General features: G+C 70.6%; 24 protein-coding genes. 15 read left to right on the top strand and 9 right to left on the bottom strand.

Going from position 1 to position 20,997, the window contains the following annotated elements:
* Positions 1-90: 90 nt before the first annotated feature.
* The 6 genes from QRX50_RS29280 to QRX50_RS50450 all read left to right on the top strand — a co-directional run bounded on the left by QRX50_RS29280 (position 91) and on the right by QRX50_RS50450 (position 5,939).
* Complete coding sequence (locus QRX50_RS29280) at positions 91-1,503, top strand: ABC transporter substrate-binding protein (RefSeq protein WP_285966355.1); 1,413 nt, start codon at positions 91-93, stop codon at positions 1,501-1,503.
* Between the two features lie 10 nt (positions 1,504-1,513).
* Complete coding sequence (locus tag QRX50_RS29285) at positions 1,514-2,515, top strand: carbohydrate ABC transporter permease (RefSeq protein ID WP_285966356.1); 1,002 nt, start codon at positions 1,514-1,516, stop codon at positions 2,513-2,515.
* A gap of 5 nt (positions 2,516-2,520) precedes the next feature.
* A complete protein-coding gene (locus QRX50_RS29290; protein WP_285966357.1) occupies positions 2,521-3,378 on the top strand; it encodes a carbohydrate ABC transporter permease in 858 nt (285 codons plus the stop codon).
* A gap of 27 nt (positions 3,379-3,405) precedes the next feature.
* Complete coding sequence (locus QRX50_RS29295) at positions 3,406-4,560, top strand: ROK family transcriptional regulator (RefSeq protein WP_285974596.1); 1,155 nt, start codon at positions 3,406-3,408, stop codon at positions 4,558-4,560.
* Positions 4,557-5,444 (top strand): Gfo/Idh/MocA family protein, encoded by an 888-nt coding sequence (locus tag QRX50_RS29300; protein WP_285966358.1) that lies wholly within the window; start codon positions 4,557-4,559, stop codon positions 5,442-5,444. The genes QRX50_RS29295 and QRX50_RS29300 overlap by 4 nt, the downstream gene beginning before the upstream one ends.
* A 105-nt stretch (positions 5,445-5,549) precedes the next feature.
* Positions 5,550-5,939: a hypervirulence associated TUDOR domain-containing protein gene (locus QRX50_RS50450; RefSeq protein ID WP_434533152.1), complete on the top strand. Its 390-nt coding sequence runs from the start codon at positions 5,550-5,552 to the stop codon at positions 5,937-5,939.
* Here the strand turns inward: QRX50_RS50450 and QRX50_RS29310 are convergent.
* Positions 5,904-6,209, bottom strand: coding sequence for an SRPBCC family protein (locus tag QRX50_RS29310; RefSeq protein ID WP_285966359.1), 306 nt, complete (start codon positions 6,207-6,209; stop codon positions 5,904-5,906). The genes QRX50_RS50450 and QRX50_RS29310 overlap by 36 nt on opposite strands.
* Positions 6,210-6,386: 177 nt before the next feature.
* Here QRX50_RS29310 and QRX50_RS29315 point away from each other — a divergent pair, with 177 nt between their 5' ends.
* The 3 genes from QRX50_RS29315 to QRX50_RS29325 all read left to right on the top strand — a co-directional run bounded on the left by QRX50_RS29315 (position 6,387) and on the right by QRX50_RS29325 (position 8,406).
* A complete protein-coding gene (locus QRX50_RS29315; RefSeq protein WP_285966360.1) occupies positions 6,387-6,830 on the top strand; it encodes an SRPBCC family protein in 444 nt (147 codons plus the stop codon).
* A gap of 693 nt (positions 6,831-7,523) precedes the next feature.
* Positions 7,524-8,204, top strand: coding sequence for a methyltransferase (locus QRX50_RS29320; RefSeq protein WP_285974597.1), 681 nt, complete (start codon positions 7,524-7,526; stop codon positions 8,202-8,204).
* Positions 8,191-8,406, top strand: coding sequence for a CDGSH iron-sulfur domain-containing protein (locus QRX50_RS29325; RefSeq protein ID WP_285966361.1), 216 nt, complete (start codon positions 8,191-8,193; stop codon positions 8,404-8,406). Before QRX50_RS29320 ends, QRX50_RS29325 begins: the two co-directional genes overlap by 14 nt.
* Here QRX50_RS29325 and QRX50_RS29330 read toward each other — a convergent pair.
* On the bottom strand, positions 8,391-9,386 hold the full coding sequence (locus tag QRX50_RS29330; RefSeq protein ID WP_285966362.1) for an iron-containing redox enzyme family protein: 996 nt from the start codon (positions 9,384-9,386) through the stop codon (positions 8,391-8,393). The two genes, QRX50_RS29325 and QRX50_RS29330, sit on opposite strands and share 16 nt — an antisense overlap.
* Positions 9,387-9,396: 10 nt before the next feature.
* Positions 9,397-10,533: a carboxylate-amine ligase gene (locus QRX50_RS29335; RefSeq protein ID WP_285966363.1), complete on the bottom strand. Its 1,137-nt coding sequence runs from the start codon at positions 10,531-10,533 to the stop codon at positions 9,397-9,399.
* A gap of 153 nt (positions 10,534-10,686) precedes the next feature.
* On the opposite strand from QRX50_RS29335, the gene QRX50_RS29340 reads away from it, so the two are divergent.
* Complete coding sequence (locus QRX50_RS29340; protein ID WP_285966364.1) at positions 10,687-11,970, top strand: serine/threonine-protein kinase; 1,284 nt, start codon at positions 10,687-10,689, stop codon at positions 11,968-11,970.
* Between the two features lie 173 nt (positions 11,971-12,143).
* Positions 12,144-12,437 (top strand): hypothetical protein, encoded by a 294-nt coding sequence (locus tag QRX50_RS29345; RefSeq protein WP_285966365.1) that lies wholly within the window; start codon positions 12,144-12,146, stop codon positions 12,435-12,437.
* Between the two features lie 119 nt (positions 12,438-12,556).
* Here the strand turns inward: QRX50_RS29345 and QRX50_RS29350 are convergent, their stop codons facing one another.
* Both QRX50_RS29350 and QRX50_RS29355 read right to left on the bottom strand, forming a co-directional pair.
* Positions 12,557-12,796, bottom strand: coding sequence for an STAS domain-containing protein (locus QRX50_RS29350; RefSeq protein WP_285966366.1), 240 nt, complete (start codon positions 12,794-12,796; stop codon positions 12,557-12,559).
* Positions 12,797-13,301: 505 nt separating this feature from the next.
* Positions 13,302-13,709: an ArsR/SmtB family transcription factor gene (locus QRX50_RS29355; protein ID WP_285966367.1), complete on the bottom strand. Its 408-nt coding sequence runs from the start codon at positions 13,707-13,709 to the stop codon at positions 13,302-13,304.
* A 318-nt stretch (positions 13,710-14,027) separates the two neighbouring features.
* Here QRX50_RS29355 and QRX50_RS29360 point away from each other — a divergent pair, with 318 nt between their 5' ends.
* From QRX50_RS29360 to QRX50_RS29370, 3 genes are all read left to right on the top strand, one after another.
* A complete protein-coding gene (locus QRX50_RS29360; RefSeq protein ID WP_285974598.1) occupies positions 14,028-14,432 on the top strand; it encodes an arsenate reductase ArsC in 405 nt (134 codons plus the stop codon).
* A gap of 48 nt (positions 14,433-14,480) precedes the next feature.
* The gene (gene arsB / locus QRX50_RS29365) at positions 14,481-15,578 is read left to right on the top strand and encodes an ACR3 family arsenite efflux transporter (RefSeq protein WP_285966368.1); all 1,098 of its coding nucleotides are present in this window, start codon (positions 14,481-14,483) and stop codon (positions 15,576-15,578) included.
* Positions 15,579-16,038: 460 nt separating this feature from the next.
* Positions 16,039-16,389 (top strand): ArsR/SmtB family transcription factor, encoded by a 351-nt coding sequence (locus tag QRX50_RS29370; protein ID WP_285966369.1) that lies wholly within the window; start codon positions 16,039-16,041, stop codon positions 16,387-16,389.
* On the opposite strand, the gene QRX50_RS29375 is transcribed toward QRX50_RS29370, so the two are convergent.
* Genes QRX50_RS29375 through QRX50_RS29385 form a run of 4 tightly spaced genes read right to left on the bottom strand, consistent with a single transcriptional unit; the run spans position 16,351 to position 20,008 of the window.
* Positions 16,351-17,307: a flavin-containing monooxygenase gene (locus QRX50_RS29375; RefSeq protein ID WP_353074173.1), complete on the bottom strand. Its 957-nt coding sequence runs from the start codon at positions 17,305-17,307 to the stop codon at positions 16,351-16,353. The genes QRX50_RS29370 and QRX50_RS29375 overlap by 39 nt on opposite strands.
* A 6-nt stretch (positions 17,308-17,313) precedes the next feature.
* Positions 17,314-17,448 (bottom strand): NAD(P)-binding protein, encoded by a 135-nt coding sequence (locus QRX50_RS49800; RefSeq protein ID WP_353074005.1) that lies wholly within the window; start codon positions 17,446-17,448, stop codon positions 17,314-17,316.
* The gene (locus tag QRX50_RS29380; protein WP_285966370.1) at positions 17,445-18,659 is read right to left on the bottom strand and encodes an MFS transporter; all 1,215 of its coding nucleotides are present in this window, start codon (positions 18,657-18,659) and stop codon (positions 17,445-17,447) included. The genes QRX50_RS49800 and QRX50_RS29380 overlap by 4 nt, the downstream gene beginning before the upstream one ends.
* Before the next feature lie 5 nt (positions 18,660-18,664).
* Positions 18,665-20,008 carry an FAD-dependent oxidoreductase gene (locus QRX50_RS29385; RefSeq protein ID WP_285966371.1) on the bottom strand — a complete coding sequence of 448 codons (1,344 nt, stop codon included), beginning with the start codon at positions 20,006-20,008 and terminating at the stop codon, positions 18,665-18,667.
* A 62-nt stretch (positions 20,009-20,070) separates the two neighbouring features.
* Between QRX50_RS29385 and QRX50_RS29390 the strand changes: the two genes are divergently transcribed.
* Positions 20,071-20,949 (top strand): helix-turn-helix domain-containing GNAT family N-acetyltransferase, encoded by an 879-nt coding sequence (locus QRX50_RS29390; protein WP_434533153.1) that lies wholly within the window; start codon positions 20,071-20,073, stop codon positions 20,947-20,949.
* The last annotated feature ends 48 nt before the right edge of the window (positions 20,950-20,997 follow it).

The following is a 20,997-nucleotide window of genomic DNA, read 5'->3' on the forward strand; positions in this document are numbered from 1 at the left end:
CACTTATGCCAGAAAATCTACATAACTTGTCTTGCTTTAACGCCTAACTGGTGCTGTGATCGTCGCCAGGCACGACGCAAAGGAGCACCGATGTCTTCAGCAAGAGGGCGGACGAGAGTCCCGGTCCGATCGGCCGCCGCGGTGGCGGCCGTGGTGGTGGCCGGTGGCGCCCTGACCGCCTGCGGTTCCGGCTCCGACGACAGTGGCGATGGCACGCTCACTGTCTGGAGCATGGAAAACCAGTCAGACCGAGTCGCCGCGGCACAGCGGATCGCCGACCAGTTCACCGCACAGAGCGGCGTGAAAGTGAAGATCGTCGGCCTGGACGAGGACCAGTTCAGCCAGCTGGTCACCTCGGCCGCGGCCGCGGGCAACCTGCCCGATGCCGTCGGTGGGCTATCGCTCACGGGCGTCAACGAGATGGCCGTGAACGACCTCGTCGACACCGACGCCGCGGCGTCGGTGGTCAAGACCCTGGGCGCGAACACCTTCTCGGCCCGTGCGCTGCAGATGGACGTCAGCGGAGGCAAGCAGCTCGCGGTGCCGTCCGACGGCTGGCCGCAGATGCTGGTCTACCGCAAGGACCTCTTCGCCAAAGCGGGCCTTCCGGCGCCCGACACGTTCGACAAGATCCGCCAGGCGGCGCAGAAGCTGAACTCGCCGGAGGTCGCGGGCATCTCGATCGCGACCGACCCCGGTGACGCGTTCACACAGCAGACGTTCGAGGACTTCGCGCTCGGCAACGGCTGCCAGCTGGTGGACCAGTCGGGGAAGGTGACGCTGGACAGCCCCGCGTGCGTCCACACCTTCTCGCTCTACAACGACCTCGTGCACGACTACTCCGTGCCCGGCGCCCAGAACGTCGACTCCACCCGGGCGACCTACTTCGCCGGCAAGGCCGCGATGACCGTCTGGTCGTCCTACCTGCTGCCGCAGCTGGCCGGGCTGCAGAAGGACGCCGCGCCCAGCTGCCCGCAGTGCCAGGCCGATCCGTCGTTCCTCGCGAAGAACACCGGGTTCGTCACGGCCCTCAAGGGCCCCGACGGCTCGGCCGCGCAGAACTTCGGTGAGCTCGGCTCCTGGGTGATCACGCAGGGAGACCGCTCCGCGAACGCGCAGAAGTTCGTCAGCTACATGCTGGACCAGGGGTACGGCGGCTGGCTCGGGCTCGCGCCGCAGGGCAAGATCCCCGCGCGTACCGGCACCGCCACCGAACCCGGCAAGTTCACCAAGGAGTGGGCGAGCCTGCCGGTCGGGACCGACACCAAGAAGCCGTTGTCCGCGGTGTACCCGGCGGAGGTGATCCAGTCGTTGCAGAGCAGCCTGGACAGCTTCCAGCAGTGGGGCATCCAGCAGGGGCAGGGCGGGCTGGCCGGCGCAACGCTGGCCGAGCTGCCCGTGCCCAAGGCCGTCAGCGCCATGTCCGGCGGCACCGTGGACCCAGCCGGCGCCGCCAAGCAGGCGACCGCCGCGGTCCAGGACATCCAGAAATCACTGAAGTAGGGAAACGCGGATGACCTCGGCGCACACCGTCCGGAACCGGCCTGCCCCCGCGGAGCCGCCCGGCCGGCCCCCACGGCGGCGAGCGCTCACCCTGCGGCAGCAGGAGAGCAGGGCCGGTCTGGCCCTGCTCTCCCCGACCCTGATCATCGTGCTGGTGGTCGTGGTCCTGCCCGTGGTGTGGACGATCGTGCTGGCGTTCCAGCGACTGCGTTTGGCGACGTTGCAACGCGAAGGCATCTTCGGCCGGTTCACGCTGCAGAACTTCGCCAAGGTGCTCGGCTCCGCGGACATGTGGAGCTCGCTCGGCACGACGCTGGTCTACACCATCGGTGGCACGGTGCTGTCGCTGGCGCTCGGGCTGGTCGCGGCGCTCGCGCTGCGCAAACCGTTCCGGGGCCGGGCGTTCCTGCGCAGTGCGATGCTGCTGCCGTACGTCTCGCCGGTGGTGGCCGCGACCTTCGTCTGGGAAATCATGCTCAGCCCCCAGTTCGGCGTGGTGAACGCATGGGGCAAGAGCTTCTTCGGCTGGGACAAACCCGTGGCGTTCCTCAGCCAGGAGACCTCGACGATCTCGCTCTTCGGCTGGCACGTGCACCTGCCGCTGGCGCTGCTCGTGGTGATCGCGTTCGAGGGCTGGCGCTACTTCCCCTTCACGTTCCTGTTCCTCATCGCCCGTCTGCAAGCCGTGCCGAAGGAACTGGAGGAAGCCGCCCTCGTCGACGGCGTGACCCCGACGCAGCGGTTCCGCCACATCCTGCTCCCGCAGCTGTACCCGGTGCTGGCTCTGCTGTCGGTGCTGCGGTTCATTCTCACCTTCAACAAGTTCGACGACGTCTACCTGCTCACCGGAGGCGGCGCGGGCACCGACGTGCTGAGCGTGCGGGTGTACGACTTCCTCACCGCGCAGTTCGACATCGGCGGCGCGGCCGCGCAGGCGCTGGTGCTCGCGGTGGTGCTGGTCGTGTTCCTGGTCATCTACCTCAAGTTCTTCGCCCCGGAGGATCGCGCGTGAACCGGATGACGTTCGAAACCCGGCTGTTCGGGGTGCTGCGCTGGGTCACGATCGTGATCCTCGCGATCGCGACCCTGTTCCCCTTCTACTACATGGTGCTGCTTTCGGTGCGGTCGCAGGATTCGCTGCTGCAGCACCCGGGCGACATCCTGCCGAAGCTGTCGGACTTCACCGTCACTACCTACACGACGGTGCTCAAGTCGGTGGCCTCCGGGGGAGACGGGCTGCTGGAACTGCTCGGCAACTCGGCGCTGGTGGCACTGGGCACCGTCATCGTCACCCTGGCGCTTTCGCTGCCGGGGGCGTACGCGGCGAGCCGGCTGCGCTTCGCCGGGCGGAAGCAGGTGCACTTCCTGTTCTTGGCGGTCTACCTGTTTCCGTCTATCCTTCTGGCGATCCCGCTGTTCGTGATCTTCAGCAAGGCGGGCCTGCGCGACTCTCTGGTGGGGCTCCTGGTGGTGTACGTGGCTCAGGCACTGCCTGTGTCGATCTACATGCTCCGCAACTACCTCAGCACCATCCCCGAGAGCATCGAGGAAGCGGCCGCGATCGACGGCAACGGCCGGCTCGGAACCCTGTGGCGGGTGACGCTGCCACTGGCGGCGCCGTCGATCGTGGCCACTGGTCTGTACGTCTTCATGATCGCGTGGAACGAGTTCCTCTTCGCCTTGCTGTTCCTGGTCGAAGACCGCTCGAAGTGGACGGTGTCGCTGGGCCTGTCGCAGCTGGCCGGGGGCCTCGAGGTGCCGAAGACGGTGCTGATGGCGGGATCGGTGGTGCTCACGATCCCGATCGTGATCTTGTTCTTCGCGGCGGAGCGGCTGCTGGCCGAAGGCCTGACCAGTGGCGCGGAAAAGGGGTAGGAGATCACTACAGTTGCACCGGTGACGATGTCGTCCGGCTACCTGCTCTGGCTGGTCCGCACGGGGAAAGCGCGCACGCGCGCCGATCTGCAACAGCACACGGGGCTGTCGCGCTCGACCGTGCAGCAGCGCCTGAAGCCATTGTTCGACTGCGGTTACCTGCGTTCCCACGGCACCGAGGACTCGACCGGCGGCCGCCCGTCGGTGCTGCTCGAGTTCACCGACGACGGGGTGGTGCTCGTAGCCGACCTCGACACCGCAGACGCCCGCCTCGCCGTTGTCGACCTCGACGGCCGCCGGCTGGCCGAGGAGCGGATCGCCCTCGAGGTGGCCACCGGACCGGTTCCGGTCCTCGACGCGCTCGACGCCCGGTTTCGCGCGCTGCTCGAGCAGACGGGCCGGCCCCCTGGGCACGTGCGGGGCATCGGTGTCGGGGTGCCGGGGCCGGTCGAGTTCGAGACCGGGACCGTGCGCCAGCCGCCGATCATGCCGGGCTGGGACGGCTACCCGATCGCCGACCACCTCGCCGGTCGCTGGGCCGTTCCGGTCCTGGTGGACAATGACGCGAACATCATGGCGCTGGGGGAGCACACCCAGCAGTACCCGGAATCCTCGCCGCTGGTCCTCGTCAAGGTGTCGGCCGGGATCGGGTCCGGGCTGGTGTTCAACGGCGGGCTGCTGCGCGGCGTCGACGGCGGGGCCGGCGACATCGGGCACATCCGCCTGCCCGGGCACGACGACGCGGTCTGCATGTGCGGCTCCCGCGGGTGTCTCGCCGCCGTGGCGAGCGGGGGTGCGCTGGCGCGCCGGCTCACCGAACGCGGCGTGCCGACGCGGTCGAGCCGCGAGCTGGCCGCCCACCTCGCCGCCGGACGGCCCGAGGCCGTCGAGCTCGCCCGCGAGGCCGGCCGGCTCGTCGGCGAGGTGCTGACCACAGTCGTGTGCATGGTGAACCCCGAGGTGCTCGTGATCGCCGGCGACCTCGCCGACACGCACTTCGTCACCGGCGTCCGCGAGGTCATATACCAGAAAGCGCTGCCGCGGGCGACGCGGCACCTGCAAGTGACCAGCAGCAGTCTCGGGGACCTCGCCGGCCTCCACGGCGCGCAGGCGATGGTGCTCGACGCCGCGTACGCCCCGGCGGCGGTCGACGAGCGGCTGGCCCGGGAAGGAGCGTCGTGACCGGCGAACCCGTCCGCGTCGGACTGGTCGGCGCGGGACCGTGGGCGCACACCATGCACGCCCCGACATTCGCCGCCGGACCGGAAACCACGCTCACCGCCGTCTACGCGCGCCGGGCCGAGGCCGCGGCCGAGCTCGCGGGCGCGTACGGCGCGAAGGGGACTGCCGACTTCGACGAACTGCTCGACGCGTGCGAGGCCGTCGCCTTCGCCGTGCGCCCGGACATCCAGGCCGACCTGGCTCGCCGGGCGGCCCGAGCCGGCAAGGCGGTGCTGCTGGAGAAGCCCGTGGCGCTGACCCTGCCGGCCGCGCGAGAACTCGCCGAAACCATCGAGGCCGCCGGGGTGGTGAGCCAGCTGGTCCTCACCAAGCGGTACCTCCCCGAAACCCGCCGGTTCCTCGAACGGGCCACGGCGTTCAACGCCGTCGGCGCCCGCTCGTGTTACCTGCACGGCGCGTTCCTGGGCGGCGACCTGGCCACAGGCTGGCGCCTCCAGTTCGGCGCCCTGCCCGACCTCGGCCCGCACTTGCTTGACCTGCTCGAAACCACGCTCGGCCCCATCGCCACGATCCGCGCGGCGGGCGACTCGACCCGGTGGATCGAGCTCACCTGCGAGCACGAGAGCGGCGCGGTCAGCCAGGCCTCGCTCTCCGGCGTGATCGGGCTCGACCGCGTCCGCACCACCGTCGAACTGTTCGGCCCGGACGGGACTCTGGCCTACGACACGGCCGCGATCGACCACACCGAAGCCTGGCCGATCCTGCGCGCCGAGTTCGCGGCCGCCGTCCGGGCAGGTCGCTCCCACGAGCTGGACGTGGGGCGCGGGGTCCGGCTACAGGAGCTGATCACCCAAGCCGCCGAGTCCCTGCGCGCGAATTCCTGACACTCCGCTGCCCCGTGTGATGCCCCGGCGAACGGGTTGCCCACGGCATGGCGAACATCCGAAAAGGGCGACCCGGTTCGGTAGGACGCGGGCAACGAGAGTTCGGTGGGCACGGTCGAGGGTGCGATCACCTCGGACACCGAAGCCTCCCGCCGGAAGGTAAAGGCGTCGCCGGGAGCGCCGCGGTGTCTGGTTCGCAGCGAGAAGTCGGGGCGGACAGCGGTACACCACCCGAACAAGATTCGCCCGGGCCTCCGGGCCGACAGCCGGCGCGCCCGTCGGCTGAAACCGGCGGGCGCGCCGCGGCGTCTGTACCGGCTCAGCCGCGCCGGTCGGGTGGAGCGCCGAAGATGCGGACGAGGCTGTTTTCGGTGTCGTTGCCGACTTTTTCGAACACCGCTTTGGCGATCGGTGTGGCGAGTTTCGCGGCGCCGTGGAACTCGATCGTGGCGTGGTAGGTCAGGGTGGCACCGCCGTCGGCCGCAGCGACGCTGATGTCGTCGGCCGTGGTGGCGGTGTCGTTGCTGCCGCTGAAGACCCCCGGCGGGGCTCGAGTCGGGTCAGCTCGTAGGTGAGTTCGGTTTCCACGCCGGCGATCTTGGAGACGTTGTGCCAGCGGGCACCGACCGCGACCGGCCCGCTGCCGAGGCGTTCACACGACTGCGTCCCGGGATCCCAATCGGTGGCGTTGCCGAAATCCTTGAGGTACTCCACCACCTCGCGCGGTCCGGTCGCGACGGTAAAGGTGCGTGTCACTTCGACCACGAGCCGCTCCGTTCTTCCAGGGACGTTGCCTACTCGTACCCGGCGTCCGCGGTCCGAAACCTCCGCCGGATGGCATGGCCCACTCGCCTGGGTCGTTTGCGGTGTGGGCCGGGCCGGGTAAGCGGTGAGTTCCGCCGAGGCCGACCGGGCCCGGTTCCCCGAACGATCGAGGAGGTCATGGTGGCTGCTGTCGCGCACTACGTCGAGGTCGAGGCCCCTGCGCAGGCATGTTATGACTGGTGGCGTCCGTTGACGCGTTTGCCGCAGGTGTTCTCGGACGTCAAGTCCGTCGAAGCCGTGGACGGAGACGCCTTGCGGACCCGCTGGATCGTGGCCGGGCCTGTCGGCACCACGGTCGAGTGGGAGGCCCGCATCTCCGAGGACGCGCCTCCGCGCAAGATCGCCTGGACCACGGTCGACGACGCCGACCCGGACGTGAAGAACTCCGGTGTCGTCCGCTTCGACGACAAGGGCAACGGCCGGACCGGCGTGGAGATCTCCTTGGACTACGAGCCACCGGCCGGCAAGCTCGGCGAGGCGGTGGCGTCCTTGCTGGCGGACCCGGAGCGGAAGGTCGAGCGCGCCGCGGCGGAGTTCAAGACGGTGATCGAGGCCCGCTGACCCGATCCCGCCCGCCGATGCCAACTGGTACGGCCGGGCGACCAGGCGAGCTCCGAGGCGCGAACACGCGGACGCGGAGCGGCAATCCGGTCGCACTACCGAGTTGCACCGCGCAGGTACTGCCGCGCCCGGTTGCCGGCCGCTCGTCGTGCTCGATCGCGGCCGGGCCCCCGGCCCCGGGAGTTCAACCGCGGCAAGTCGATCACCGGGCGAGCCAACAGGCTGTCGGACGGACTTTCGATCAGGTCGTTGCAGCGGTGTCCGGAGCACATCGACTCGTCGGCGGGCGAGGGCGATGACGGCTTGGGCGTTTCGGCGTCCTCGGCCGCGCTGGTGAGGTAGAGGACGCGATCGGGTCTCCCTCGGATGACGCTGATCCGGTCGGGGAGACAGAGCACCCGGCGCAGGTTGCGGCTGTGGCGCTGGGACGAAGCAGCTTTCCGGTGTGCCGGCCGGAATCCGGTGGCACTGGCACGAGTCCGGCGGCCGCGAGAGCGGGAAGGGCGGAGTCGCCATGCCCCGGCGCATCCGCTCGTGCCGGGTCGAAAGCCGGTTTCGGCCCGACAGCGCGAAGTTTGCCCGGTCGTTCGACGGGTAATCGGCTGTGACCCCGACGCCGAGGAGGCCCTGATGACGACCGTACCCGCGGCAGAAGCGAACGAGAACGCCTTCGGCGCCACGACCCTGCGGGAGATGCTGCCCGCGTTCCCTGCCGGGTCGGCACTGCCCGCGCGCGGCCTGCTCCGCCTGCCCGGCGTCTACCGTCCGCAAGCCGACACGTGCCTGCTGGCGTCCGCGGTGCGCCGGGCCGGGGTGCCCGCCGGCGTCCGCGCGCTCGACTTGTGCACCGGCACGGGCGCGCTTGCCATCGCACTCGCCCGGGCGGGAGCGGAAACCGTGCTGGCCGTGGACCTTTCGCGGCGGGCGCTGGCGTCGGCGCGGGTGAACGCGGCCCTGCGCCGGCTACCGGTGCGCGTGCGCCACGGCGACCTCCTCGCCGCTGCGGCCGGCGGTCCCTACGACGTCGTCGTGACCAATCCGCCGTACGTGCCGGTGTCGCCGGAACGGGCGCGGCCCGACCGCCGGTGTGACGCCGGAGCCGACGGACGCGCGGTGCTGGACCCGTTGTGCGAGGGCGCCCCAGCACTCGTTGCGCCCGGAGGGTTCCTGTTGCTGGTGCAGTCGGTGATGTCGGGGGTGGACCGCTCGGCTCGCCTGCTCGCTGCCGCGGGGCTGCGTCCACGGGTCGTCGCCCGGGCGATGGTCCCGTTCGGACCGGTCCTTTCCAGACGGACGGACTTCCTCGAGCAGTCCGGCTTCGTGGCCCCGCGGGTGCGCGAGGAGGAACTGGTGGTGCTCCGTGCCGACCGGTGAGGGGCGGAACCGCCGGCGGGTGCGGATGGTCCCGGGTGGGCCGCTGCTGATCGAAGGACCGGTGGAGCTGCAGACGCCCGAAGGCGACGTCGTGCGCTCCGACCGATTCCTTGTGGCCGTGTGCACCTGCCGACGCAGCAAGTGCTTCCCGCTGTGCGACACCAGCCACCGCAAGCGGGTCCGCGCTCAAGGCAACGGCTGACGCAATGAGGACCGCCCGGCGCGCCAGCACCCCAGCAGATGCTCGCCGAGGTGGTCCTCGAGGTGGTTCGTAGCCTGCACACCGAACACAACGTCTGCTGCGAGCGCCGGTTCCTGATCGAGCAGGTCGTCGACGACGTCGTGGCGCATCACCTGTTCGTGTACCGCGTCGGCTTCGATGTGCTCGGTGTAGAAGAACTTGCACTCCGCGGCCGCGCCGAGCCGGGTGAGCGCCTGCACCATGCGCTGCGCCGAAGGCGCGGTGGTGACCTCCGCAGCGGCGAAGTGGCCGACGAGCGCGCCCCGCAGCGCGCGGTGAAGCCCGAACAGCGACATCGCGTTGACGATCGCCAGCATCGGCGCGGGCACGTGGTCCAGCAGTGCCAGGTAGTCGTCGGGGAGTCCGGCGCCGCGCAGCAGGTCGGCGAACAGGCGCGAGTGGACGTACTCCGGGCGGCCGCCGCCGTACTCGTCGAACTCCACGGCCACGAGCGCCGCCTTGGCCCGGCCCCGCAGCCGCGGGATGACCCACGCGTGCGGATCGGCTTCCTTGAGGTGGTAAATCGAGCGGTGGGCGAACAGCTCCCGCACCTGCCACCACTCGCCCTCGTCACGCAGGTAGTGGGAAACGCCGGCCGCGTCGATCGGCTCGACCAGTAGCGTGGCGAACTCGTTGTCGACGTCGTCGCCACCGGGCGCCGCTGCGCGCAACGCGCTCAGGAAGCGCTCTTCCAGCGCGGCCCGCAGCCGCAGCAGCTCGGGGTCCCACTCCCAGCAGGCGTCGACGCCTGGCAGGCCTTGATAGTGCAGCTCGTAACACAGGTGCAGGGCCAGCTGCAGGTCGTCGCCGAACGGGTCGGCGTCCGCGATCGCGTCGACCGAAAGCGTGCGCCCTGGCGGGGGAGCGGACAGGGTCTCGGAGACGGCGGCCGACAACGGCCCACGGGCCGTGGGGAGGGCGGCGGACTGCAGAGTCGTCATGGCCGGAGGGTTACCCCGCGGCGGCCGGTTCATGCCCCGAGACGGGCACGGTGCGCTCCTCGAGGAGCTGCACCACAGCGCGCAGCCCGCCGGTCGCCGCGGAGCGCTGCGCGGCCGACCCCGTGCCGTCGACGAGCAGTCGGCCGGCCAGCGATTCGGCGAGGGCGCGGTCGCCGGCTTCCTCGAGCGCGCCGGCGGTGTGCGTGAGCAGGTCGTCGACGAGGTCGGCGGCCGGGCGCTGCCGCTCGAGCCGGGGATCCACCAGGGGCCCGGTGAGGCCGTGGCGCGCGGCGGCCCAGACGGCTGCGGCACACACTTGCGGCGACAGGCGCGGTCCTTCGATCCCGCGCTCCAGGGCGGCCAGCGCGGTCCGCACGAGGGCGCGGGACAGCACGGCCTGCAGTACCGCGCCGTCGACGGTCGCGGCGGCGTCGGCCACGCGCAGTTCCACCGTCGGCAGCCGTGGTGATGGCCGGGCCAGCCAGAAGCTCTGGTTGCGGTCTACGAGCGCCCCGCACGTCACGAGCGTGTCCACCGTGCTTTGGTACTCGGCGTGGCTGCGGAAGTGTGGAGCGACGCCGGAACCGGGGAAGCGGGTCTGCAGCACCATGCGCCAGCTGTGGTAGCCGGTGTCGCGGCCGTCGGCGAACGGCGAGTTGGCCGACAGCGCCAGCAGCACCGGCAACCAGGGGCCGAGGTGGTTCACCACCGCGACGGCCGTGTCCGGGTCGTCGACGCCGACGTGCACGTGGCAGCCGCAAGCTTCGTAGTCGGCGGCGAGGGGGCCGTAGGCCTCGTGGATCTCCGCGTATCGGCCCTGCGGCTCCGGCTGCGCCCCACGGCCCGGTAGCGACACGGGCGTGCCGGACGAGACGAGCGCGCAGTCTTCCGCGGCCGCGGCCTGGGCCAGCAACCGGCGCCCGGTGGTCAGCTGGACCCGCAGCTCCTCGGCACTAGCGCAGACGCCGGAGGCCAGCTCCAGCTGCGTCGGGCGCAGCTCCCGTTGCACGATCGCGCCTTCCGGCAGCTTGCCGTGGTACCCGCAGCGTGCCAGCACGCGGTCCGCGCACGGTGCCGTCCGGCCCGTGCGCGGATTGACGAGGAGGAACTCCTCCTCGACCCCGATCGTCGTCCCCGCCCCGTCCATGAGGACTCGGCTACCCGTTTGCGCGGCGGTGAACCGGATGCCCCGTCGCGAGCAGGCGGTGTCGGCGCGCAGCAGAGGCGTTGCCAATTTGCCGTTTGCCCGGTCGTGCCTGCGGGGTAGCTATTGGCGACCAAGAGACGGGGGTACCTGCCGATGGCGGACGAGCGAGCGGGCGGCGTCGACGCCACCTCTCCGAGGTTGTCACTGGGAAGCGCTGACATGTTTCCCGCTGGGCCTCGCGACGATGCATCGGTCTCGATCGGCGGTCGGTACGACGTGGAGCGGTTGATCGGCCGTGGCGGGACGGCGCGTGTTTACCGGGCTTTCGACCGTCGGCTTGGTCGAGACGTCGCGGTCAAGGTGTACGAGCGAAACGTCGTCGCGGTCGAGCAGATGCGGCGGCTGCGCGAGAAGACTGTCCAGGCGAGTATTGACCATCCGCACGTGGTGGCGTTGCTGGACAGCGGTACCGACGATGGCCGGCCGTTCCTGGTGATGCAGCTGGTCGACGGTGAGAATCTTGCCGAACGCCTGCTCGCCGGGGCGCTGCCCGCCGAGCAGGTGACCCGCCTGGCCGTCCACCTCGTCGAGGCGCTGGCGTACGTCCACGCTCAAGGCGTCGTGCACCGAGATCTCAAGCCCGCGAACATCCTGCTCGGGCGCGACGGTCCGCTGATCGGCGATTTCGGCATCGCGCACGAGCTCGACGCGACCCGCATCACCGGCACCGGCATGGTGACGGGCACGGCTGCGTACCTCGCGCCGGAGCAGATTCTCGGTGAATCGGCCGGGCCCGCCGCCGACATCTACGCACTGGGCCTGATCCTGCTGGAGTGCCTGACCGCAGCGCTCGAGTACCCCGGCACGATCGCTGAGTCGGCGATGGCGCGGCTGCACCGGCCTCCGCGCGTTCCTCCCGGGCTGCCCGCCCCGCTCGCGCCCGTCCTGGAGCGGATGACTGCCCGCGAACCCGGGCGTCGGCCCACCGCAGAAGAAGCCTTGCAGATGCTGCGCCACCCGACGGCCACCGTGGCCGCCGGCGGGATCCCGGCAACGCCCTCTCCGTGGCGTCGACGAGCACTGGCCATGTCGGGGGGCGGTGTTGCGGCCGCGATCGTCGCGGCGGTGCTCGCAGCGGTGTTCACGGGGCCGGACGCCACAGGCCCCACGCCGGAACGCGTGCCTGTGGCTGCGTCGCCTCCGACACCGTCGTCGTCTGCGCCTGCCGCGCCAACCGTGCCGACCGCCACGGCGGGTACACCGCAGCACGCCGCTGGGCCCGTGCCGGCCGGGCTGGCGCCCGCGCCGCGAGCCGGAGCGGGCACACCGCACGCTCACGATCGACCGCACGCCGAGGACGCGAAGGACCATCAGGAGAAAGGCAAGGACAAGGGCGAGGAGAAAGGTGGTGGAGCCAAGGGCCCCGGCAGCCGCTAGCGGCCGGCTCTGTCGCCTGTCAGCGACAGCACTCTTGGCGCGGGCGGGAGGAGTGATCGAGGGTCGTCTGCATCGCCCTGAAATTGCCGGGCGTTTGGTTGCCTCCGAGCCGGGTACGCGTCGGGAATACGGCCCGCTCGGGCCGCACCCATTCCGGCCGAAAGGAGCGCGTCATGGCCGGCCAGGAAGACCAGCACGGTTGGTCTGAGGACATCGGCACCGAGGGCGCGGCCGCCGCCGAGGGCGCCAGGAAAGCCCGCGAAAAGCCGGACCACGAGCCCGACCCCCACCGCGACTACTCACCCGGCGGTACCCTCTCGGACACGGACATGGAGCCTGGCTCGCCGTTCGGCGCCGGCGACAGCACCACCCGTCGGGGCGAGGAAATCGGCCCGGATCCCGGTGAGGCCGCGGAGGGCTACAAAGGCGCTTCGCAACGGCCGTACGGTAGTTCGCACGACTCGTAGGTCGCCGGCTCGACGTCGGCGGCGAGATCACCGGTCAGCTGGTGGGCTCTGACCCAGCCGGCCATCTCGTGCCGTAAAACGGTGACGTATCGACGGTGGCGGGCCGGCAGGCCCGCAGCTCATGGTTCGCGGCCGGGTCGGATTCGCCGGCTGGGGACATCAGCTAGGGTGCGGGCGAGGTAGTGCCCGCCCGCAAGCCGCAGCTCGATGTGGTCGCCGGTGGCGTCGCGGGCCTCGATGACTGCGCGGATCGCGGCTGAGGAGAAGAACGCGACCTCGGTCAGATCGAGTACCAGCACTGTCGGGGCATCGCGGAGCGCTTCGCGGATCGCGACCTGCAGCTGGGGCGTAGTGAGCACGTCGAATTCGCCGGAGCGGTGAGCGCCACCACGTCACTGTCGCGGCGCAGGTTGACGCCCGAGGTTTTCCCGGCGCGGCCCTGGGAGGCGGCGGCGTCCTTCGGGTCGTGGGTGTGGGCGACTGCTGCCCTCGACCTTGTTCTTCCACTGGCCGCCCTCGGGGTAGGTCTCGATGTCGCCCTTCAAGGCTTAGTGCTCCTCCCAAGCTTGACAAGAGTGGCACATCGTCGGCACATAAAGAGCACATGTCTGTGCCCTCAAAGCCCTGTTACCTGTTCGCCTGTTTGCACGACAATCCGATCGCCAACGCTGATGAGAACGATCTCGACGAGTGACCGCCAACGCCGAAGCCGTGGCACAGAAATACGCGTGGTGCCGACGCTGCAGCGAGCGGAAGCCCGTACGAGAGTTCGCCAAGCGCCGGCTGGCGCGAGCCCGCTCGACGTTGCTGCCGGGCAGGCGGTGCAACGGGCCGGCCGCTGGCACGCCTCTAACGGCTGCGGTGTCAGCAGCGGTTTTCGCGCCCGGCGTTGTCGACGGGGGCGAGGCGGTCGACGAGTGGCCCGCCGGCTTGCAGCAGCTTCTGCAGGCTTTCCAGTGGCTCAGGGACGAGGCTGTACCAGCTCCAGGTGCCTCGGCGTTCGCGGGTGAGGATGCCGGCGGAGACGAGGACGCGCAGGTGGTGGCTCAGCGTCGGCTGGGGCATGTCGAACTCTTCGGCGAGGTCGCAGAAACAGGCTTCGCCGCCGGGTGAGTGGCGGATGAGGGACACGAGTCGGATGCGCAGGGGGTCGGCGAGGGCTTTGAAGAGCTTGGCCGCGTCGGTGGCGTCGGTGTCGGTGACGACGGCGGCGGGTTCGGCGAGCAGGAGGGTGACCCGGACCGGGGTCCTGTGCTGGTGCTCGACCGTCATGCGCCCTCCCGTCGTGTCGTGTGTGTCTCCCCTCTGACCATACCTCGTGGATTGACAAAGTTCGATCCAATCGCGTTCACTTGGATCGAGATAAGTCAATCCAAGGAGAGCGTCATGGTGCAGCCTTCGCGGGGCCTGCCCGTGCACGAGGCGGACGCCCAGCTCGAGCGCATCGTGGACGAGCTGGCCGACCGGTTGCGCGGGACGTTCGCGCGGGAGCGGTTGCAGGATCGCGGGCGACGAGCTCGAGGCCCGCGTGCGCGGACTGCTCGGCGAGCTGTCTTCATGACATTCCCTGATCCTGAAAGGAAATCCACGGTGACCCGAGTGCCCGAAGTGTTGTTCGTGTGTGTGCACAACGCCGGTCGTTCACAGATGGCGGCGGCGTTGTTGCAGCACCACGCCCTGGGCCGGGTCGCGGTCCGCTCGGCGGGCTCGGAGCCGGCGGACAAAGTCAACCCGGCGGCCGCGCAAGCCCTGGCGGAGTGGGGGTTGGACATCGCCACCGAGGTGCCGACCAAGCTGTCCACCGACGACGTCGAGTCGTCGGACGTGGTGATCACCATGGGCTGCGGAGACACGTGCCCGGTGTTCCCGGGCAAGCGCTACGAGGACTGGCCCCTGGACGACCCGGCCGGCCAAGGCGTGGACGCGGTGCGCCCGATCCGGGACGAGATCGACCGGCGGATCCGTGGCCTGCTCGCCGAGCTGCTCGATGCGTGACCCCCGCGCTGCCCCGACGCCCCCGAACGCTGCCAGGAGGACCGGCTCGTGACCCAGACCGCCGACAAGACCGCGACTCCGGCCGACGCCGACGTTCTGCGCAAACTGTCCTTCCTGGACCGGTTCCTGCCGGTGTGGATCATCGCCGCGATGGCGCTCGGGCTGCTCCTGGGCAGCGTGGTGCCCGGGCTGCAGGGCGTGTTGGACGCGGTGAAGATCGGGCAGGTGTCGCTGCCGATCGCGCTCGGACTGCTGCTGATGATGTACCCGGTTCTGGCCAAGGTCCGCTACGACAAGCTCGACACCGTCACCCGCGACAAGCGCACGATGGTGCTCTCGCTGCTGATGAACTGGATTCTCGGGCCGGCGCTGATGTTCGCACTGGCGTGGCTGCTGCTGCCGGACCTGCCCGAGTACCGCACCGGGCTGATCATCGTCGGGCTCGCCCGCTGTATCGCCATGGTGATCATCTGGAACGACCTCGCCTGCGGCGACCGCGAAGCCGCCGCGGTACTGGTCGCGTTGAACTCGGTGTTCCAGGTGATCATGTTCGGGGTGCTGGGCTGGTTCTATCTCGACGTGCTGCCCGGCTGGCTGGGCCTGCAAAGCCAGAGCATCAGCTTCTCCCCGTGGGAGATCGCGCTGTCGGTGGTGATCTTCCTCGGCATCCCGCTCGTGGCGGGCTACCTCTCGCGCCGGATCGGGGAACGCACCAAGGGTCGCGCCTGGTACGAGAGCAAGTACCTGCCCAAGGTCGGGCCGGTCGCGCTGTACGGGCTGCTGTTCACCATCGTCATGCTGTTCGCGTTGCAGGGTGACAACATCACCTCTCGGCCGCTGGACGTCGCGCGGATCGCGCTGCCGTTGCTGGTCTACTTCGCGATCATGTGGAGCGGCGGCTATCTGCTGGGCAAGGCCTCCGGGCTGTCCTACTCGCGCACGACGACGCTGGCGTTCACCGCGGCGGGCAACAACTTCGAACTCGCCATCGCCGTGGCGATCGGAGTGTTCGGCGTGACGTCCGGGCAGGCGCTGGCCGGGGTGGTCGGGCCGCTGATCGAGGTGCCTGTCCTCGTTGGGCTGGTCTACGTGAGCCTGTGGCTGCGCAAGCGCTGGGCCGACAAGGCCGTCGACGCGCCGAACTGAGCAGCGCAGATGTCGTGGTGATCGGCGGCGGGCAAACTGGGCTCGCCGCCGGTTACCACCTCCGCCGAGCTGAGTTTCCTCGTCCTCCACGCCCGGCCCACTCCGGGTGGCGCGTGGTCGCATGCGTGGGAGGCGCTGCGGCTGTCCGCTCCGGCCCGGTTCAGTTCCCTGCCGGGCTGGCCCATGCCGTCCCAGCCCGGGCCCGAGTACCCGGATGCCGCGCACGTCGTGGACTACTTGGCGGCCTACGAAAAGCGCTACGCGATCCCAGTGCGCCGCTCCACCACCGCCACCGCGCTATCCACAGTGGACGGAGAATTTCGGGTTGCCACCGATACGTCGAAGATCTCGACCTCTCCTACACCCCGCCCCTGGGGAGCCCCTACGACGCGGTGCAGGTCGCAACGCATGCGTGGACCCAGCAGCACGGCGACTGACCTGCGTTTGCGAAGATCACCTCGTGCCCGACTCGACGCCTCCGCCCGGCGCCTGCTGCGCGCCGTTGGCGGAGGCGCCGTTGTCGGCTGAGGATGCCGCGGATCTGGCGACGGGGTTCAAGGCTTTGGGCGACCCGGTCCGGCTGCGGCTGCTCTCGCTGATCTGCACCAGCGACGACGGCGCGCGCGTGAGCGATCTGGCCGCAGCATTCCAAGTCTCCGGGCCGACGATCTCGCACCACCTGAAACTGCTGCGCGAAGCCGGCCTGGTCGACGACGCCGAGCGCCGCGGCACGTCGATCCATTACCGGCCCCGGAGTGAGGCGCTGAACGTGTTAGCCGATCGGCTGGCAGCACCGCCGACGCACGGGTGACATCGTGGTGGCCAGCCTGGTGACGACGTAGGCGGCGTCTCCCTCGACGCCGCGCAGGGTGGCGGAGGCGAAGCGGCGTTGCCATTCCAGCCCGGCGTAGCCCAGGCCCGGCACGGTCGTGGACAGGCCCCGCGACTGCCTGGGCTGCCCGTCTTTGAGCGCGCCAGTACCGTCCAGATAGGACACGTTCGGGCGGAATCCGGTCGCGAAGATGATGGTGTCGGCCTCGTCGGTACGCCCGTCCGTCCAGTGCCCGGTGTTGCCCTCGACGTGGGTGAACATACGCCGTTGATCAGGACGGCCCGCGACGATCGCAGCCCGGCACACCCCGGCGTCGACAACGGGGGATGCCGGTTTCGTCCGCAGCAGGTGCCCGATCGGCAGGTGATCGGACCCGACTGCGGCCGACCAGAAATGTGCGGCCGACCAGAAATGCACGTCGCGCCCGAGGGGGCGTTGCGGCGCGAAGCGGACGAGCGCGCGCGTGGCGACGGTGACGGTGGCGTGGGCGGCGAGCTCGGCCGCGATCTGCACCGCGGAGTTGCCGGCGCCGACCACGATCACGCGCTGTCCCGCGAACGGTTCCGGAGTGCGGTACTCGGCCGAGTGCAGGACGGTGCCGGTGAAGCGGCCGAGCCCGGGCAGAGCGGGCCGGTGCGGCCGGCTGAACCCGCCGGTGGCGGCGATCACCGCCGGTGCGGCAAACGTGGCGCCGTTGCCGGCCCGCACCGTGAAGCCGTCGCCATCGCGGGCAACGGTGGTGACCCGGTGGCGGGTCCGGATGTCGGCGTCGAGGCGCGCGGCGTAGCGGCGCAAGTAGTCCACGACCTCGTCGCAGTGCGGGTAGTGGTCGGGGTCGCCGGGGAAGGGGAGACCGGGCAGGCTGCTGTGGCGGGCCGGGGCAAGCAGGGTGAGGATGTCGTATCAGCGCGGCCACGACCCGACCGGTTCGGCCCCGGCGTCCAGCAACACGGGGCGCAGGCCGTGGGTGAGCAGGGCGTGGGCGGCGGCGAGGCCGGCTTGGCCGCCGCCGATGACGATCGCGTGCGCGTCGGTCACGAGGCTCTCCGGATGGGGTTGGCCGCGAAGGCCAGCACGGCTGCGGCGACGTTGACCGCGGCGAGGACGAGGAACGCGGGGGTGTAGCCGCCGAAGAGGGAGGCGAGGCCGGCGCCGGCGAACGGAGCAAGCGCCATGGTGATGGTCATCGGTGCCGAGAGCAGCCCGTTGAGCCGGCCGTAGTGCGCGGCGCCCCAGCGGTCGGTGATCGCGGTGGCCTGCAACAGGGTGAACACCCCGCGCGCCATCCCGGCGATGACCGCCGCCGCGATCAGGGCCGCGGTCGAGGTGAGCACGCTCAGCAGGGCGGTGGTGAGCGAGGTGGCGAGCAGGATCAATGCCGTGCGGGTCCGCACGCTGGTGCGCCGGGTCAGGGTGGCGTAGCCGAGCCGGCCCAGGACCTGCCCGGCGCCGCCGAGGCCGAGCGCGACCGCGGCCGTGCCCGCGCCGACACCGCGTTCGGTCAGCAGCGGCACCAGGTTGACCACAACCGCGAACACGGAGAACGTCGCCAGGCTCAGCGCCACCACCAGCGTGCGGAACGCCCCGCTGCGCGCGACTGTCGACGGATCCATGTGCTCGTGTGCGTCGGCGTAGTGCTCCACCTGCGGCCAGGGCCCGCGCAACCCCCAGAGGTGCCCGGGAACCGTGATCACCGCCAGGATCACCAATAGCACGAGGTACGTGTGGCGCCAGCCCAGGTGCGCCGCCAGCAGCGCCGTCAGCGGGGCGAACACGGTGCTGGCCAGCCCCGCGGCGAGAGTCAGAACAGTCAACGCCGACACCCGCCGCGGCCCGTACCAACGAGTCAAGGCGGCGAATGCGGGCGGGTAGAGCACCGCGCTCATCGCCAGGCCCGCCAGCGCCCACGCGGCGATGAACCACCCCAGGTTCTGCGCGGTCGCGATCAGCACCACCGCCGGCACCGCCAGCAGCGATCCCGCGGTCATCACCGTCCGCGGACCCCGCCGATCCAGCCACCGCCCGACCGCGATCCCGGCTAGGGCCGACACCAGCTGCGCCCCCGAGAGCGCGGCGATCACCGCCGGGGCGGGCCACCCCGTGTCCCGGCTGATGTCCGGTGCCAGCACCGGGAACGCGTAGTACAGGATGCCCCAGCTGGTGATCTCCGTGACGCACAGGACTGCCAGGACCCGGCGCAGCCCGGACGCCGGAAGCGTCGCAGGCTGCGCCGACGTCGTGTCCGCCACGCTGATCAGTTCTCGGCGTGAGGAGGCGCTGACAGCGTGAGGACCTCCGGCTCGGCCGGCGCGCAACACCCACCCCCCGCAGTCCCGGGCCCGGCCTCGTCGAACAGCCCGGCACCACCGCAGACCCCGGTCTCGGCCAGGATCAGCTCCACCCGCTCGGCCGCCGCGTGGTCGCCGGCCAGCTCGGCGGCGATGCTGCGGACCTGCTCGTAGCCGGTCTGCGCGAGGAACGTCGGCGCCCGCCCGTAGCTCTTCATCCCGGCCAGGTAGAAGTCCTGCTCGGGGTGCCGTAGCTCCTTCGCCCCGTGCGGGTAGACCGTGCCGCACGAGTGCACGTTCGGATCGACCAGCGCCGCCAGCCGCACCGGCGCCTGCAACGTCGGGTCCAGCTCCAGCCGGATCTCTGAGAGCCACTCCAGCTGCGGACGGAACCCGGTCAAGGTCACCACCTCGTCTACCTCCTCCAGCCGTTGCCCGGCCGAGGACACCAGCGTCAACCTTCCGGCGGAGTCGCGCTCGACCGCCTCGGTGCGGAACCCGGTCACCACGGTGATCAGCCCGGCCTCCACCGCGGCCCTCGCGCGCAACCCCAACGCACCGCGCGCCGGGAGCTGGTCGGCCTCGCCGCCGCCGAAGGTGTTCCCGATCCCGCCGCGGCGCAAAACCCAGCTGACCCGCGTGCCCGCGTTCTCCTCGGCGAGCGCGGCCAGCGCCACCAGCGCGGTGAGCGCCGAATGCCCGCTGCCGGCCACCACGATGTGCGCGCCCGCGTACCGCACCCGCATCGCCGGGTCGGCCAGATCGGGCACACGGTAGGCAATCCGGTCTGCTGCCGCGTGCTCCCCGGTCGCAGGCAGCCCCTCACCGCCGAGCGGGTTCACGCCACCCCACGTGCCGGACGCGTCGATCACGGCCCGCGCCAGCACCCGCCACTCACCCCCGTCCGCGGCGCGCACGTGTACCGAGAACGGCTCCTCGGCCCGGCCGCTGTCCACCACCCGGTCCCGCCCACGCCGCGCGACGCCGACGACCTCCGAGCGGAACTGGACCCGGTCACCGAGGACGTCCGCCAGTGGCTGCAGGTACGACTCGGCCCACTCCCGGCCGGTCGGATACCCGCTCCCGTCTGGGCGAACCCAGCCCCTCGGCTCCAACAACCGCCCAGCTGCCGAGTCCACCAGCTCCGACCACGACGAGAACAACCGGACGTGGTTCCACTCCGCAACCGCCGCGCCGGCGCGCTCTCCGCGCTCCAGGACCAGCGGCTCCAGCCCCCGCTCCAGCAGCTGGGCTGCCGCCGCCAGCCCCACCGGGCCCCCACCGACGACCAAGACCGGGTACTCGCCCATCCCCAACACCCTCCATCGATCCTGCTCGATTAACTAGGTTTGGAGAGTATCGACCGAAATCGATGGATGCAACCATCGATTCGGATCGATATACTGGCGGCATGCCGATCGCGCTGCCTCAGGCCCAGGTCCTGCCCACCACGGACGCTGCCACTTATGCCGAGTGGTTCGCCTGCCTGGCCGAGCCCGTGCGCGTCCGGCTCCTGCACGCCGTCGCGACCACGCCGCGCGGCCTCACGATCGGTGCGCTGACCGAGATCCTCGGCACCAGCCAATCCACCACATCCCACCACGTGCGCAAACTCGCCGACGTCGGGTTCGTGCACCTGGAGAAGGTCGGCACCGCCACCGTCGTCACCGTCAACGAAGCCTGCTGCTCCGGCCTCCCGCACGCCGCCGACGCCGTCATGGGCCTGCTTGGCCCCCGCCCGTGCTGCCCGGACGACGTGCCCGCCGATGTCACCGTCCGCGCCTTGGAACCCGGTGACTGGGCCGCCGTTCGTCGCATCTACGGCGAAGGAATCACTACCGGCATCGCTACCTTCGAAACCACCGTCCCCACCCGCGCCAGCCTCGACGCGAAATGGCTGCCCGACCACCGCTGGATCGCCGAAGCCGACGGCCAGGTCGTCGGCTGGACCGCCGCCAGCCCCGTATCCTCGCGGGACTGCTACGCCGGGGTGGCCGAAACCTCCGTCTATGTCGCCGCGAGCCACCGCGGCCGCGGCATTGGAAAAGCCTTGCTGCGTAAGCAAGTCATGGCCGCGGACGACGCCGGCATCTGGACGCTGCAAACGTCGGTCTTCACCGACAACCGCGCCGGCCTTGCCCTCCACCACTCCGCCGGCTACCGCACTGTCGGTGTGCGCGAACGCATCGCCCAACGCGACGGCCAATGGCACGACACCGTCTTCCTCGAACGCCGCAACCCCGTCAGCTGACTCCGGACGTCTCGCACCCACAGGCCTTGCAGCCGGTTCCGACGGCAG

Origin of the sequence: Amycolatopsis sp. 2-15, assembly GCF_030285625.1 — a bacterium.
Taxonomy (GTDB): domain Bacteria; phylum Actinomycetota; class Actinomycetes; order Mycobacteriales; family Pseudonocardiaceae; genus Amycolatopsis; species Amycolatopsis carbonis.

What these genes read in the sequence shown, in the direction of transcription:
- QRX50_RS29355 (WP_285966367.1), bottom strand. Translation starts at nt 13,709, where the DNA reads ATGACGGTCGAGCACCAGCACAGGACCCCGGTCCGGGTCACCCTCCTG.
- QRX50_RS29345 (WP_285966365.1), top strand. Translation starts at nt 12,144, where the DNA reads ATGGCCGGCCAGGAAGACCAGCACGGTTGGTCTGAGGACATCGGCACC.
- QRX50_RS29280 (WP_285966355.1), top strand. Translation starts at nt 91, where the DNA reads ATGTCTTCAGCAAGAGGGCGGACGAGAGTCCCGGTCCGATCGGCCGCC.
- QRX50_RS29320 (WP_285974597.1), top strand. Translation starts at nt 7,524, where the DNA reads ATGCTGCCCGCGTTCCCTGCCGGGTCGGCACTGCCCGCGCGCGGCCTG.
- QRX50_RS29290 (WP_285966357.1), top strand. Translation starts at nt 2,521, where the DNA reads ATGACGTTCGAAACCCGGCTGTTCGGGGTGCTGCGCTGGGTCACGATC.
- QRX50_RS29390 (WP_434533153.1), top strand. Translation starts at nt 20,071, where the DNA reads ATGGATGCAACCATCGATTCGGATCGATATACTGGCGGCATGCCGATC.
- QRX50_RS29285 (WP_285966356.1), top strand. Translation starts at nt 1,514, where the DNA reads ATGACCTCGGCGCACACCGTCCGGAACCGGCCTGCCCCCGCGGAGCCG.
- QRX50_RS29295 (WP_285974596.1), top strand. Translation starts at nt 3,406, where the DNA reads ATGTCGTCCGGCTACCTGCTCTGGCTGGTCCGCACGGGGAAAGCGCGC.
- QRX50_RS29385 (WP_285966371.1), bottom strand. Translation starts at nt 20,008, where the DNA reads ATGGGCGAGTACCCGGTCTTGGTCGTCGGTGGGGGCCCGGTGGGGCTG.
- QRX50_RS29340 (WP_285966364.1), top strand. Translation starts at nt 10,687, where the DNA reads ATGGCGGACGAGCGAGCGGGCGGCGTCGACGCCACCTCTCCGAGGTTG.
- QRX50_RS29315 (WP_285966360.1), top strand. Translation starts at nt 6,387, where the DNA reads ATGGTGGCTGCTGTCGCGCACTACGTCGAGGTCGAGGCCCCTGCGCAG.
- QRX50_RS29335 (WP_285966363.1), bottom strand. Translation starts at nt 10,533, where the DNA reads ATGGACGGGGCGGGGACGACGATCGGGGTCGAGGAGGAGTTCCTCCTC.
- QRX50_RS29330 (WP_285966362.1), bottom strand. Translation starts at nt 9,386, where the DNA reads ATGACGACTCTGCAGTCCGCCGCCCTCCCCACGGCCCGTGGGCCGTTG.